This window comes from Exiguobacterium sp. SH3S3, from assembly GCF_004337115.1.
Taxonomy (GTDB): domain Bacteria; phylum Bacillota; class Bacilli; order Exiguobacteriales; family Exiguobacteriaceae; genus Exiguobacterium; species Exiguobacterium aurantiacum_A.
Window position 1 is genome coordinate 90,162 of record NZ_SJUU01000006.1, and the last position, 12,452, is coordinate 102,613.

General features: G+C 51.2%; 14 protein-coding genes and 1 tRNA gene. 6 read left to right on the forward strand and 9 right to left on the reverse strand.

Going from position 1 to position 12,452, the window contains the following annotated elements:
• Positions 1-56: 56 nt before the first annotated feature.
• The 3 genes from EVJ28_RS07415 to EVJ28_RS07425 form a co-directional block, all read right to left on the reverse strand.
• Entirely contained in the window at positions 57-311 is a 255-nt protein-coding gene (locus tag EVJ28_RS07415) for a hypothetical protein (protein ID WP_070327313.1), read from the reverse strand.
• A 106-nt stretch (positions 312-417) separates the two neighbouring features.
• Positions 418-1,050 carry a hypothetical protein gene (locus tag EVJ28_RS07420; protein ID WP_131457650.1) on the reverse strand — a complete coding sequence of 211 codons (633 nt, stop codon included), beginning with the start codon at positions 1,048-1,050 and terminating at the stop codon, positions 418-420.
• Between the two features lie 86 nt (positions 1,051-1,136).
• On the reverse strand, positions 1,137-1,493 hold the full coding sequence (locus EVJ28_RS07425; RefSeq protein WP_070327312.1) for a PilZ domain-containing protein: 357 nt from the start codon (positions 1,491-1,493) through the stop codon (positions 1,137-1,139).
• Positions 1,494-1,640: 147 nt separating this feature from the next.
• Between EVJ28_RS07425 and EVJ28_RS07430 the strand changes: the two genes are divergently transcribed.
• On the forward strand, positions 1,641-1,901 hold the full coding sequence (locus EVJ28_RS07430) for a hypothetical protein (RefSeq protein ID WP_233589672.1): 261 nt from the start codon (positions 1,641-1,643) through the stop codon (positions 1,899-1,901).
• 16 nt (positions 1,902-1,917) lie between these two features.
• Here the strand turns inward: EVJ28_RS07430 and EVJ28_RS07435 are convergent, their stop codons facing one another.
• From EVJ28_RS07435 to EVJ28_RS07460, 6 genes are all read right to left on the reverse strand, one after another.
• Entirely contained in the window at positions 1,918-2,613 is a 696-nt protein-coding gene (locus EVJ28_RS07435) for a queuosine precursor transporter (protein WP_201738373.1), read from the reverse strand.
• Positions 2,614-2,760: 147 nt separating this feature from the next.
• Complete coding sequence (locus EVJ28_RS07440) at positions 2,761-3,321, reverse strand: hypothetical protein (RefSeq protein WP_131457651.1); 561 nt, start codon at positions 3,319-3,321, stop codon at positions 2,761-2,763.
• Between the two features lie 136 nt (positions 3,322-3,457).
• A tRNA-Thr gene (locus EVJ28_RS07445) sits at positions 3,458-3,528 on the reverse strand.
• A gap of 109 nt (positions 3,529-3,637) precedes the next feature.
• Positions 3,638-6,019: an immune inhibitor A domain-containing protein gene (locus tag EVJ28_RS07450; protein ID WP_131457652.1), complete on the reverse strand. Its 2,382-nt coding sequence runs from the start codon at positions 6,017-6,019 to the stop codon at positions 3,638-3,640.
• A gap of 147 nt (positions 6,020-6,166) precedes the next feature.
• Positions 6,167-6,958 carry a class I SAM-dependent methyltransferase gene (locus tag EVJ28_RS07455; RefSeq protein ID WP_236634084.1) on the reverse strand — a complete coding sequence of 264 codons (792 nt, stop codon included), beginning with the start codon at positions 6,956-6,958 and terminating at the stop codon, positions 6,167-6,169.
• A gap of 41 nt (positions 6,959-6,999) precedes the next feature.
• The gene (locus tag EVJ28_RS07460; protein WP_070327307.1) at positions 7,000-7,311 is read right to left on the reverse strand and encodes a hypothetical protein; all 312 of its coding nucleotides are present in this window, start codon (positions 7,309-7,311) and stop codon (positions 7,000-7,002) included.
• A 181-nt stretch (positions 7,312-7,492) separates the two neighbouring features.
• On the opposite strand from EVJ28_RS07460, the gene EVJ28_RS07465 reads away from it, so the two are divergent.
• The 5 genes from EVJ28_RS07465 (at position 7,493) to EVJ28_RS07485 (ending at position 12,436) form a co-directional block, all read left to right on the forward strand.
• On the forward strand, positions 7,493-8,356 hold the full coding sequence (locus EVJ28_RS07465) for a cation diffusion facilitator family transporter (protein WP_131470559.1): 864 nt from the start codon (positions 7,493-7,495) through the stop codon (positions 8,354-8,356).
• A gap of 86 nt (positions 8,357-8,442) precedes the next feature.
• Positions 8,443-8,919: a GNAT family N-acetyltransferase gene (locus EVJ28_RS07470; RefSeq protein WP_070327305.1), complete on the forward strand. Its 477-nt coding sequence runs from the start codon at positions 8,443-8,445 to the stop codon at positions 8,917-8,919.
• Positions 8,920-8,965: 46 nt separating this feature from the next.
• Positions 8,966-9,955 carry a LacI family DNA-binding transcriptional regulator gene (locus tag EVJ28_RS07475; protein ID WP_131440597.1) on the forward strand — a complete coding sequence of 330 codons (990 nt, stop codon included), beginning with the start codon at positions 8,966-8,968 and terminating at the stop codon, positions 9,953-9,955.
• Positions 9,956-10,064: 109 nt separating this feature from the next.
• The gene (locus tag EVJ28_RS07480) at positions 10,065-11,009 is read left to right on the forward strand and encodes a carbohydrate kinase family protein (RefSeq protein WP_131457655.1); all 945 of its coding nucleotides are present in this window, start codon (positions 10,065-10,067) and stop codon (positions 11,007-11,009) included.
• A complete protein-coding gene (locus EVJ28_RS07485) occupies positions 11,006-12,436 on the forward strand; it encodes a sucrose-specific PTS transporter subunit IIBC (RefSeq protein WP_070327302.1) in 1,431 nt (476 codons plus the stop codon). Before EVJ28_RS07480 ends, EVJ28_RS07485 begins: the two co-directional genes overlap by 4 nt.
• Positions 12,437-12,452: the final 16 nt, after the last annotated feature.

Here is a 12,452-nt window from a genome sequence, read left to right on the forward strand (position 1 = left end):
CGAACGATAAAAAGGCGACTTTCCCGATTAAATGGGAAAGTCGCCTTTGCTGTGGATCACTTTTTCGGTGCGACCACACGATACTCGTTCATTTTATCAAACTCTTTTTCATTGAAGTATTCGACGACGACGAAGTCACCGACCGGGCATTCCCACCGGTCTTTCGCGACTTGGCACTCTTTGAGCGTCACTTTCTCGTCGAACATGTCGAGCTCTAACGTATCTTTGAGGAATTGTTCAGCCTGTTTGTCGGCGATTTTGAAATACTCGCTTAGGATGACGTCTTCTCCCTTGTCGTTCGTGTGTGTCATTACTTTAAAAAATCTCATTGGATTTGACCCTTCTTTCTCTAGATAAACTCTCGCTCTAGTATAAAGGAAAGAGTGGGTTTTGGGAAACCCACTCTCAAGTACAGCATCAAACCACTTTCGGCCGTCGCGGCGGCGCCTCGTTGAACGGTTGCTTATGACGAATGATGAGCCAAAACAATAGACCGAATAGCGGGATGTACGGGAGCGGCCACAAGCTCATCTTATAGCGCTTCGCATCCCGGGTCATCAATGTCATTTGGACGAAGGCGAGCAAGAAGAAATCGACCGTCATCGTGCGGACGAATTGATTCTGTTCGACGTATGACCAATACTGTGCGACGTTCCCAGTCATCACGGCAGCGATGAATAAACCGATCGTGACGAGGAGCAACACGACCCCGAGCAGTCTCGTCGGCAACGGCTTGATTGGCGTCGGGTAGGGCGACTGCCGTGCGAACGCGAGATACGGAGCGATGATGAATCCTCCGACGACAAAACCGGTTGCTGCCGGTAGGAGTGGATTCGGCCGCAGTTGGTTCACTTCCGACCAAAGCAGCGGGAACAGCGCGAGCGGGTAGACGCCTAGCACGCTAAAGAGGGACAAAGAATATCCTTCATAGGCATCGGTATTGTACGTCAGGAAGTCGAGCAAGAACCGGCTCGAGAACGGGGTGTTAGGACCGAGTAGCGCGATGGCGATCGCGGCGGCCCAAGGAATCAATAAAAATTTTCTAGTCATGGCTACACCTCTAATCTGTCTCTGTTGTCATTAGTATACCCTGTTATCGGACGAACAAAAAATGAGAAGTGTCTGACGACACGTTCTCATTGGTTCTCTCTTGCATAAGCTTTGATCATCGTCACGAGCTGTTGGGCTTCTTCTGAATTCGCTTCAAGACGGATCCCGTAATCGTACATGCTTCCCATTTGACTACGGTGACGGACGTGACCAGTCAATTCGATTGATTGGATTAAAGGAACGAGGTCGAGCACGACCTGAACTTTCAGCCCTTCCGACAGTGGGAACAAGTAGTCGCAGCGCAACTTCAAGCCGTGGGCACTAATGTTGAGCAGCATGCCTTCACCGTCATGCAACTCCTTGTCTTCCCATACGAGGCGGTAGGGGATGAAACGGGGGTTCGGTAAAATATAGCGGAACGTTTCTTGTCGGCGATAACGCATCGGTTCACCTCATTTCTCTACTAGATTATCGGTTCGATTTCACGATTTTTGAAGCGTTGGACCGCCAAATTTTCGGGAAGCACGGTTTACAGAATCGTAAGCGCTTTCTATAATGAGGATAAAGGTTTGGTTTAAGGAGGGGATCGCGTGAACGTGTCTGATTTACTCCGACGTTACTCGATTGACGAACCAATCATCTATGTGAAGAACCTGCACGGGCAGTGGGTCAAGCTCGAACATCTGCCGCCCTACACCATACTTGAGGTCGAGACGACGGACGAGACCATCGAAGCGCTCGCTATCGACGCTTACATGGCACTCACTGTTTGTCGGGAGACGTCGTCACTCGAAGATGCACGGCCTTACGCGGTGCGTCTGCAAATCCGAGAAAAAACCGCAACCCGTTGAGGTTGCGGTTTTTTATTTAGGCTGCTTTTTCCGTCTCGTCGTCTTGTGGTTCGGTCCGTTTCGCATAATACATGAACGGCGTGGCCATCCAGGCGATGATGAACTTCGCGACATACGTCGTGACGAAGATGTTCCACCAGATGTCCCATTCCATTCCCCAAAAGGCGATCGTACAGAACGTGAGCGTATCGATCAACTGTGAGACGACCGTCGAGCCCGTCGTCCGGAGCCACAGTTTCTTCTCACCCGTCTTCGCCCGAATCTTCGAATAGATGAAGACGTCGAACAGTTGTGAGACGAGGTACGCCGCGAGACTGCCGAGCGTGATGAGCGGGAGCATCGAGAACAACGCCTCGAAGCTCTCATGCATATAGAGCGCTTCTTCAAACGGTTCGTAAAGCAAGGCGAACTGCATGAGTACCGTCGAGACGATCAAGATGAAGAACCCGAGCCAGACGCCTTTGCGGGCAGCGTGACGGCCATGTTTCTCGTTCAAGATGTCTGTCGCTAAATAAAGGGAACCGTAGACGATGTTCCCGAGTGTGAAGATGAAACCACCAATCACAATCTGCTGCGTCACTTGGATGTTGGCGACGACCGAGGCCATCGCGATCCAGGCGTACAGTCCGACCCGTCCGAACAGCTTGTAGCTGAGGACGAGGAGACCGAGCGTGAGCAGGGCAGAAGGGATCCATAACCATTCATTCAGCATTTGTCATGCTCCTTCCGAAAAATCATTCAATTCAACTTTTCAAGTTTATAGAGGAACCGGAGACGTGTCAAGACAGTTTCCATGACTGTAAGAAAAAAAGCCCTCACCCGAGTTTGGATGAGAGCAGCCTATGTAGTTGATATAATGTCACACACCACTTAGATAAATAGCGATGCCTTTTATGGTCGATGACATGCTATTCAATTGGGTCCGGGCTTCTTCCCAAAATGACCAATCGTCAGCTTCTAAAAAATGCGTCAACGCCTCACTCACGGATGTGAATTCGTTCAATACGTTGGTCAGTCCTTCACGGTCGATTCCTGATACGTCAGATGACACAAGGTGGTCAAGCGCCGGAAGAATTTCATCAATATCGGCACGGATTGATTCAAGCTCTTCACGGTTACTGTCGATTTGAGTAGAGATTTCTTCGAGCGGACGGTCTTCACAAGACGTCCCACAGGCGAAGATGGATTGCTCGGATTGACGCAGCGCACCGAGCGTATCACTGCTCAATGACTGGAGATAGCCTAAAAATATCGAGACTTCTTTTTCGGTCGGGACAGGTTCGGAGAAGGGTTGCGTCTCAGATACATCGATCACGACATTTTCATTCCTTTGGGCTGAGTCAGACGCACGATCTGTCGTCTGTTCAGAACAGGCGGCCAATAAGGTGACGGCAGCAAGTAAGATGGGGATATGTTTCATATCTAGTCTCCTTTATATATGTATTTACCCATTATACCATTTATTGGAATATCAAATCGGATTAGATACAATAAAAAGCACTTTCTCTATTTTTCGAGAAAGTGCTTTTATCGCTCCGTAAAACGGATTCAGTTGATGCCTCCGACGAGAATCGAACTCGTGCTGCAGCATTACCATTGCTGAGGTCTGCCACTAACCTACAGAGGCGTTACAACTAATATGTTACACAGTCTCACTTGAAAATTCAAGCTTTTTTAGAATAATAAGACCCCCGTTCTTCTCTTGATGAGAAGGGCGAGGGTCAAACAAATCATGCTTACTTCGTCCGGACCCAAACAGCTCCAGCCGAATTGTCTTTCGCTTCGCCGACGACGTCGACGACGAGTCCGTATTGTGGAAGCTTACGGCCCGCATCCGGGATGAGCGAGTTGATGTACGTGTTGGCGTCATTGAACTGTTTCACGCCAGATTGTGCCTTGTAGTCGTAAATTCCGCGGCTCGGAGAATCGAGGTACCAAGCGAGCGTTTTGTCTAAACTGAACGCCGCGTCCGCAATTTGGTAGCGCGTACTGCCTGAAACCGTTTCTTTGCCGTTCAAGTTACCGATGAGTGCCTCTGGATGTGAGTCGACGACTCCGAGGAAACCTTCACCCGGGTGGATACCGACCCAGTTGTCCGAGAACGAGTCGTCGGCATACCAGACGACGAGACCGGTGTTGTACTTGACGCCACGGCCGTTCAAGAGACCCGTGTCAGCGCCTGCGTGGTTACGCCATTCGAGGTAGTAGTAGTGCGGTTTCGTGTCATAACCGTCCGACTTGACGAAGCCGTCGAGCGTGACCGCCTCAGCACCTTCCGCGTCATCTGCGAGAAGCGTCTGTCCGTCTGACGTGATCGCCAAGTTGTCGAGGGCGAATCCTTCAAGGGCGAGACCGCCGTCTGTCACGTATTCGAACACGATCTGGACGTCTTGACCGGCGAACTGTGACAAGTCGTACGATTTGTTCACCCATGCGCCGTTCGTCGACTCGGCGTCATTTCCGGTGTTGTCGTCACCATAGACGTCAAGGACGACTTCTTTGCCGCCGCTCAGTGCTTTGACGTACAAGTAATCGTAATCATATTCGATATCGAACCGTGTATCGAAGGCGAGTGTGCCGTCAGCACCGAGCTTGACGCTTGGTGTCACGAGTTCAGTGTGCAAGTTATCACCTTTTGTCGAGTAGTAGTAGTACTGTCCGAACTCAGGTTCAATACCTTTCACTTTCTTGTCCGGAAGGTTGACTTTCAACAACCCTGGGTTGTTCGATTTCGTCACCGATTGATCGAGCTTCGAGACGAAACCTTGCTCAGTGATGTCTTCAAGATCGACTTCCGTGATGTTGGCCCAGTTGCCGCCCATCAATTTTTGGAAGTATTCCTTGTTTTGTGGCGAGAAGCTCGTCGGCTCCGTTCCTGCCACTTTACCAGCCCAGCTGCCGCCGCTCATGATCGACCATGATTGGACCGGCTCGCCTTGGCCTGTGTACTGCGTGTCATATTCGTCAGGAAGACCGAGGTCATGACCGAATTCGTGGGCGAATACGCCGACCGCTCCGTCTTCAGGTTGGATCGTGTAATCGTATGCGGCCATTTTACCGCCCCAATATGGGACGTCAGCCGTCGTGTTCTCAACACCATATACGCCATCCAGTACCCAACGGTGTGACCAGACCGCGTCGTCACCGAGGACTCCGCCGCCTGCTTCTTGGCCGGTACCAGCATGAATGATCATCAAGTGGTCGACCAAGCCGTCCGGTTCGTTGAAGTCGCCGTCGCCGTCGAGGTCATACAAGTCATACTCATCGTATTCGGCGAGGTCCATTCCTGAAGCGACCGCCGCGTTCAATGTGTCTTTGACGAGTTGACGGGGACCTGGACCAATGTTGTCATTCCCGCCGGCCGGATTGTCACCGCCGTAGTCTTTCGCCGTACCTGGTACGGTCAACCATTCAGAGACAGTACCGTCGACTGTGTAGCTGCCGCCAGACTGTTCTTCATAATACTGTTTGAACGTCTGAACTTTCTCACCGTTGAACAGTTCGAACGACTTATCACCGAACATATACTGCTCGTAGTGTTCTTTGCTGAAATTGTCGCTATACATATAACCGGGATCTTGGACAATGTTGTTATGTTTGAAGTCGCTGTACTCGACGAGGAGGACGAGCACTTTGTCTTCACGAACCGCACCGTTATAGCCCGTTGCTTTGGCCGGATCGACTTTGATTTGGCCATTCGGTTTGCCTTTTCGATAATTGCCTTGACCTTTTTTCGCTTTGTCGAGGAGACGTTTCGATTCTTTTTCGAATTGGTTATGTATCTTCTCTTTCGCTTTCGCCGCTTTGTCATTCAATTTGTCATCATGTTTGTGATCGTGGGCATCTTGCGCTGTACCTTGCTTCTTTTTAATATACGCGTCGACGGCTTTCTGTCGCTCTTTCGTTGAAAGCCCTTTTTTGATGACGCCACGCTTTTCGAGCGCTTTGGCGAGACGATCCTCATCGATGATATTGTGATCGAATGGGGCAGTATTTGTTGCGGTTGGTAACGGTGAAGCGGCAAGTGGAGCGGCACCGACGGCCGGGATCGCACTGACGCTCATGACCGATGTCAGCGCGACGGCGAGCGTCGTACGACGGATGGAACGTTTTTTCATTTGGACTAACCTCCTGTAAAAATAATGGGAAATTGTGTGAGCTTGATGTAAACGTTAAACTTGTGTCTGATTAATGTCAATATTCAGAAAATAATAATTATGAAAAATAAGAAAAAAGAGACTTTCGTCCCGATTAAGTCAAATTACCTAATCCGAACGAGTCTCTTTTTCGATATATCCATAATGGAACTTCGAAGTTTTGCGTGAAAGTCGCTTAAATCCATACTTTTCGAAAGCCGGGCTCTCATAATGTGCTTTTAGGACAATTCTGTTTTTCGAAACGCGTTTGGCTTCTGAAATCAGTTCATCTGACAACTGCGCTTCGTTTGCCAACGCTCGTAACGGGTTCAGATGAACTGATTCTGAGATCGTTTTTTCGAACATCGGGTCGAAATAGACGACTTCAAATTCGTCATCCACACAATTTTTCAAATAAGTGAGGGCGTCGGTCCAGACGACCTCGATGCGTCGCATCGCTTCATTCAAAGCGTTCTCTTTCTCTTCCCAGACCGACATGCCTTCTTTGACGAGTGTCGCTGTGATGAATTCGCTCTCGAGGCCGACGGCGCGACCGCTCGGGCCGACGGCGTGGCTCATGACGATACTGTCGGAACCGAGTCCGAGTGTACAATCGAGCACGCGGTCTCCGAGTTGAAGGTCGGCCGCATCGATCAGTGGGTCGTTGCCGTCACGAAGCAGTTGCTTGACACGGAAGACCGAGCTTGATGGATGGAAGAAGAACGGCTCTTTGGCGCCGAGCGGCGTATACTCAACGCGGCGCTTATCGAAAACGAGGACGGCGGCACCGTGCCGGCTCATCAACGTCTCGATTGAATGCTTTCGCCGCGAGACGAACGGCACATCGTGTAGCAATGAGTGCTCGTTTGCTTTGTGAATGATTGTTTCAGTCGGTCGTAGACAAGTTGTGACGATATACATCATTTAATCTCCTTACTTAAAAAATGAGACGCGGTGGCGTCTCATTTTTTCTTACTGAGTAGATCTGACAACTCATCGATGAGCGCCTTGTTCGAGGCGAGTTCTTTCTTTTTCTCATCGTTCGGGTTGATCGGGCGTTTCGAGCGGGTTTGGAGCGCTTCGAGCGTCTCATCGATCGACGTTTTGAGCGTATCACGATCTTCCGGCTTAAGTGACGCTTCTTGTGGGCTCTCGCCACTCGCATCAAGTTCGCGTAAGCGTACCATCAATTGTTTCGCTTCACGATTCAAATCGGATAACAATCTGTCAATTTGTTCCAAACGAAGTTTAATACCATCACGTTCTGTGAACATATCTTTCACCTCTTTTACGGTTTAACCACAAGGGTCTCTTCTTGTTTACTTTACCATAATTTTCGGAAGACGAAACTACCGGGAATATATTCCATTTATTTTGACTTCGGGAAACACTGTTTCTCTATGCCCACACGAAGAACAACTGGTATACTAACCTAGCTAAAAAGGAGGTGGGCGGATGCATTCGACAAATCATCCACCAAAAGCGCTCAAAGGAGCCATTTTATCAATCACGACTTATTTGATTTTATCTGTCCTCAAAGTCGTCTTCGGCTATATTTACAATTCGGAAGCCGTGCTCGCCGACGGTTTCAACAATACGACCGACGTCATCGCATCAATTGCCGTCTATATCGGGATTCGTGTGGCGGCAACGCCGCGTGATGCTGAACATAAGTATGGCCATGCGAAGATGGAGACGATTGCCGCGCTCGTCGCTTCGCTCATCATGGTCGCGGTCGGGGTGTTCGTGTTATTAAACAGCATCGCCAATCTGCTCGCCGGTGTCTACGTCGAGCCGAACCCGCTCGCCGCCGTCGTCGCATTCTTTAGTGCGATCGTCATGTACGGTGTCCATCGCTACAATTTGAACTTGGCGAAACAGACCAAATCACTCGCGCTGAAAGCGGCCGCGAAAGACAATTTGGCCGACGCCTTGATCTCGATCGGTGCGACGCTCGGCGTCTTGTTCGCTTACTTTAAGCTGCCGTGGATGGATACAATGCTCGCGGTCGTCATCGCCGGACTCATCATCCGCACCGCCATCCAAATCTTTCTCGATGCGACGCATCAACTGTCTGACGGGTTCCCGCCCGATCTCGTCGAGTCTTATGAAGAGACTATTCAACATTTCGATACGGTCAAAGAGGTACGGGAGATCAAAGGCCGGCATCTCGGTAACCACGTCATGCTCGACGTGACGATCGCCGTTGACGGTGCCTTGACCGTCGACGAGGCCCACACGCTTTGTGACGATATCGAACGGGAACTCGATAAACACCACGCCGTCGATTCGGTCCACATTCATATCGAACCGGTCTGATTTAGGTTATCTTTTGCGCTTCGTGACGCGCTTCGTATATAATGAGTTTGGAAAGACGTTGGAATAACTGTTAAGGAGGGCACGGGATGAAAATCGTGCGTCAACCTATTCGCCAGATCGATGAGATCGAATATGAACATTTTCAGAAATATGGTCAAAGCTCTTACGGCATCTCAGCCGAAGAATTAAAAGGTATTTTCGTCGAGATGGGGGCCGAGCATGTATACACGGCCGACGAACATAGTTATGGGGAGGACTTTTACTTCGACCTCGTTCAAGACGGACAAATCGTCGGTAAAGTACTGCTTCTCAAGCTTGCTCGCGTCTATCAGCTCGATTTGATGGTGTTTGACCCGTATAAAGATAAAGGTTATGCGACAGAAGGATTGCGCCTCGCGCTTGAGCAATCCGATTTAAAAGACGGTCATACCGTCCGCGCCGGCATTCCGCCGACGAGTCCACATAAAGATGCGATGCGTCGCGTCCTTGAAAAGAACGGCTTCGAGAAACGCAACGGACTTTATTATTTAAACTTTAAAAAACGATACGTGATGAACCACTGAACTGACGGCGTCTAGCGCGTCAGTTTTTTCGTATGGAGGTTTTGAGATGAAACAAGTGACGATCAATGATATTGCCAAGCTCGCCGGGGTCGCCAAAAGTACCGTCTCCCGCTATTTGAACGGTGGATCGGTCGGGAAGGCTACCCGCGAAAAAATCGAGCGGGTCATCCGTGAGACGAAATATGAACCGAACCAGTTCGCCCAAAGTTTGAAGTCGAAGCAGACGAAAATGATCGGCGTCATCGTCCCACGGCTCGATTCGTACGCGGCTTCAAGGACGATGATGGGGATTGACGAACGCTTGACCGAGCATGGCTATCAGATGCTCGTCGTCAACACGGCCCAACAGACCGAGCGTGAGATCGAGCAACTGTATAACTTGGCCAAACAAAAAGTGGCCGGCATCATTTGGCTCGGGACGACCGTGACGCCAGCGCATCTACAGGCGATCGAAGCGATTCAAATCCCGGTCCTGTTGATCGGTCAGCAGCACGATAGCGTGCATAGCCTCGTCTACCCGGACAATGAGTCGGCTTATGCGCTCGGGCAACAGTTCATGGAGTGGGGGCACCGGGACATCATCTATGTCGGAGTGGCAGAGGATGATATCGCCGTCGGACAAGCCCGTCGTGACGGATTTTTGAGAGCGTTCAATGAAGCTGGCGCCATCGTCCGTTCGATGACGACGACGTTCAGAATCGACGACGCCATTCCGATCGGTGAGCAGCTCGCGACCGACGTGACGGACGCGACGCTCGTCGTTTGTGCGACCGACAACATCGCGCTAGGTGTCTTGAAAGGGTTAGCGAACGGCGGCAAACGAGTGCCGGACGACATCTCGGTCAGCGGTTTCGGTGGGTATGATTTCACAGAAGTATTGCATCCATCGCTGACGACGGTTCACCTTCCATATCGACGGACCGGGTCTCGTGCGGCTGACATGATCCTCCAGTTGCTGACAGGTGAAGCCACCCCGATGAAAACGTTCACAACTTTTGAATTAAAATTGCGAGAAAGCGTTGACATGTTGAATTAAATCGTTTACATTTGTGTTGCGGAACCGGTTCCGCAACATTTTTTATTTGTTTATGGAACCGGTTCGATAAATGATACGAAGCAATACATTCAAACATGGAGGTGGACGGATGAACACCGTACATTGCATTGGTGAACTATTGATTGATTGGGTTTGTGAAGACGCGTCGAGCGATCTCGTCAATGGGACGACGTTCGTGAAGAAAGCAGGTGGCGCACCGGCGAACGTGGCCGCCGTCGTCAGTAAACATGGGGGACGCTCAAGTTTTCTCGGACAGGTCGGAGCCGACCCGTTCGGACAATTTTTAAAACAGACGCTCGTCGACAACGGCGTCGGCGTCGAGAATCTAGTCGAACAGGGTGACACGACGTTCGCTTTCGTCTCGATCCAAGCGGACGGGGAGCGCGACTTCACGTTCCGTCGTGGGAGTGACGGCGACTATGCGTTCGAAGCGATCGACTTGACCGCGTTCAAGCCAGGTGACATCGTCCATTTCGGTTCAGCGACGGCACTGCTAGACGGTGAGTTGAAGAATGCTTACTTCAAACTGTTACAGTTCGCCAAGCGTGACGGCTTGTTCGTCTCGTTCGACCCGAACTACCGGGACGCGCTCGTCACAGACATCGACGCGTTTAAACAAGACTCGCTCCACTTTATCGGAGAAGCCGATTTTGTGAAGTTGAGCGAAGAGGAAGCGCAACTTTTGACCGGGCATGACGATTTAAATCAAGCGGTCGCGTCACTTCTCGAAACAGGTGCGACACGGATCGCCATCACGCTCGGCTCGCGCGGGACATTGATCGCCACGAAAGACGGCAACAACGTGATTTCGTCGGTGAAGATTGACAGCGTCGATTCGACGGGAGCGGGTGACGCCTTCGTCGGTGCCTACTTGTATCGCTTAGCGACACTCGGGGTCGATGACGCTCGTTTACTAAAGGATATCGAATATGCGAACGTGACCGGCGCGCTTACATGCACCGCTTACGGCGCGATTCCGGCCATACCATCACAACAACGTGTGCTTGAAGCGCTAGGAGGGAAATCAGAATGAACTACAGACAAGAAGCAGAAGCGATTTTAGAGGCGGTCGGTGGAAAAGATAACGTCGCCGCCGCGGCCCACTGTGCGACCCGGCTCCGCCTCGTCCTAAACGACGAGTCGAAAGTCGATGAGAAAAAACTCGACGCACTTGACGTCGTCAAAGGAACGTTCTCGACAGGCGGCCAGTATCAGGTCATCATCGGCCAAGGTACGGTCAACAAAGTGTACGCCGAATTCGCCGAATTGACAGGTCTCGGTGACATGTCAACGACCGACGTCAAGTCGGCCGGGGCGAAGAAGATGAACCCGCTCCAACAGTTCGTCAAGATGCTATCTGATATTTTCGTACCGATCATCCCGGCCATCGTCGCCGGTGGTCTCTTGATGGGGATCAACAACTTGCTCACGGCACCTGATTTGTTCTTCGACGGCAGCTCGCTGATCGATCAGTACCCTGGTATCGCCGACCTCGCTGCGATGATTAATACGTTTGCGAATGCCGCCTTCGTCTTCTTACCCGTCCTGATCGGGTTCTCCGCCGCCAAGCGGTTTGGGGGTAATCCATACCTCGGCGCCGCGCTCGGGATGATCATGGTCCACCCGGATCTCGTCAACGCCTACGCACAAGCGACGGTCGGTGACATCCCGGTTTGGAACATTCTCGGCTTTGAGATTGAGAAGCTTGGTTACCAAGGACAAGTGTTACCAGTCCTCGTATCGGCTTATATCTTATCGAAACTTGAGATCAACATCCGCAAATTCATGCCGGTATCACTCGACATCTTGCTCACACCGCTGCTTACACTCCTCATCACGGCGTTCGTCACGTTCGCCTTCGTCGGACCGATCACGCGTGAAGCAGGTAACTTGATCATCGATTCGCTCGTTTGGACGTATGACTCACTCGGCTTCTTCGGTGGTCTCGTCATGGGTCTCTTGTACGCCCCAATCGTCATCACAGGGATGCACCACAGCTTTATCGCCATCGAGACGCAGCTTCTCGCCGACATCGCGCGCACAGGTGGTTCGTTCATCTTCCCGATCGCGGCCATGTCAAACGTCGCCCAAGGCGCGGCTACGCTTGCCGTCTTCTTCTTGACACGCGATAAGAAGATGAAAGGTGTCGCTTCGGCATCAGGCATCTCGGCACTGTTAGGAATCACTGAGCCGGCCATGTTCGGGGTCAACTTGAAACTACGCTATCCGTTCATCGCCGCCATCATCGGTTCTGGGATCGCCTCGGCGTTCATCGTCGGTCGTGAAGTCCTCGCCGTCGCCCTCGGCGCGGCAGGTCTTCCAGGGATCATCTCGATCGCACCGGCATCGATCGTGTCGTATATTATCGGCATGGCAATTTCGTTCGCGGTCGCATTCGGATTGACGTTCGTCCTTGCGAAACGCCAAGCGAAAAAAGAAGCAGTCAAACAAGCAGCTTAAGAAAAAGGAAGTGATT

Bases quoted from the DNA above. Each gene is read 5' to 3' on its own strand.
- EVJ28_RS07415 (WP_070327313.1), bottom strand. From the start codon at position 311: ATGACACACACGAACGACAAGGGAGAAGACGTCATCCTAAGCGAGTAT.
- EVJ28_RS07420 (WP_131457650.1), bottom strand. From the start codon at position 1,050: ATGACTAGAAAATTTTTATTGATTCCTTGGGCCGCCGCGATCGCCATC.
- EVJ28_RS07425 (WP_070327312.1), bottom strand. From the start codon at position 1,493: ATGCGTTATCGCCGACAAGAAACGTTCCGCTATATTTTACCGAACCCC.
- EVJ28_RS07435 (WP_201738373.1), bottom strand. From the start codon at position 2,613: ATGCTGAATGAATGGTTATGGATCCCTTCTGCCCTGCTCACGCTCGGT.
- EVJ28_RS07440 (WP_131457651.1), bottom strand. From the start codon at position 3,321: ATGAAACATATCCCCATCTTACTTGCTGCCGTCACCTTATTGGCCGCC.
- EVJ28_RS07450 (WP_131457652.1), bottom strand. From the start codon at position 6,019: ATGAAAAAACGTTCCATCCGTCGTACGACGCTCGCCGTCGCGCTGACA.
- EVJ28_RS07455 (WP_236634084.1), bottom strand. From the start codon at position 6,958: ATGTATATCGTCACAACTTGTCTACGACCGACTGAAACAATCATTCAC.
- EVJ28_RS07460 (WP_070327307.1), bottom strand. From the start codon at position 7,311: ATGTTCACAGAACGTGATGGTATTAAACTTCGTTTGGAACAAATTGAC.
- EVJ28_RS07465 (WP_131470559.1), top strand. From the start codon at position 7,493: ATGCATTCGACAAATCATCCACCAAAAGCGCTCAAAGGAGCCATTTTA.
- EVJ28_RS07470 (WP_070327305.1), top strand. From the start codon at position 8,443: ATGAAAATCGTGCGTCAACCTATTCGCCAGATCGATGAGATCGAATAT.
- EVJ28_RS07475 (WP_131440597.1), top strand. From the start codon at position 8,966: ATGAAACAAGTGACGATCAATGATATTGCCAAGCTCGCCGGGGTCGCC.
- EVJ28_RS07480 (WP_131457655.1), top strand. From the start codon at position 10,065: ATGAACACCGTACATTGCATTGGTGAACTATTGATTGATTGGGTTTGT.
- EVJ28_RS07485 (WP_070327302.1), top strand. From the start codon at position 11,006: ATGAACTACAGACAAGAAGCAGAAGCGATTTTAGAGGCGGTCGGTGGA.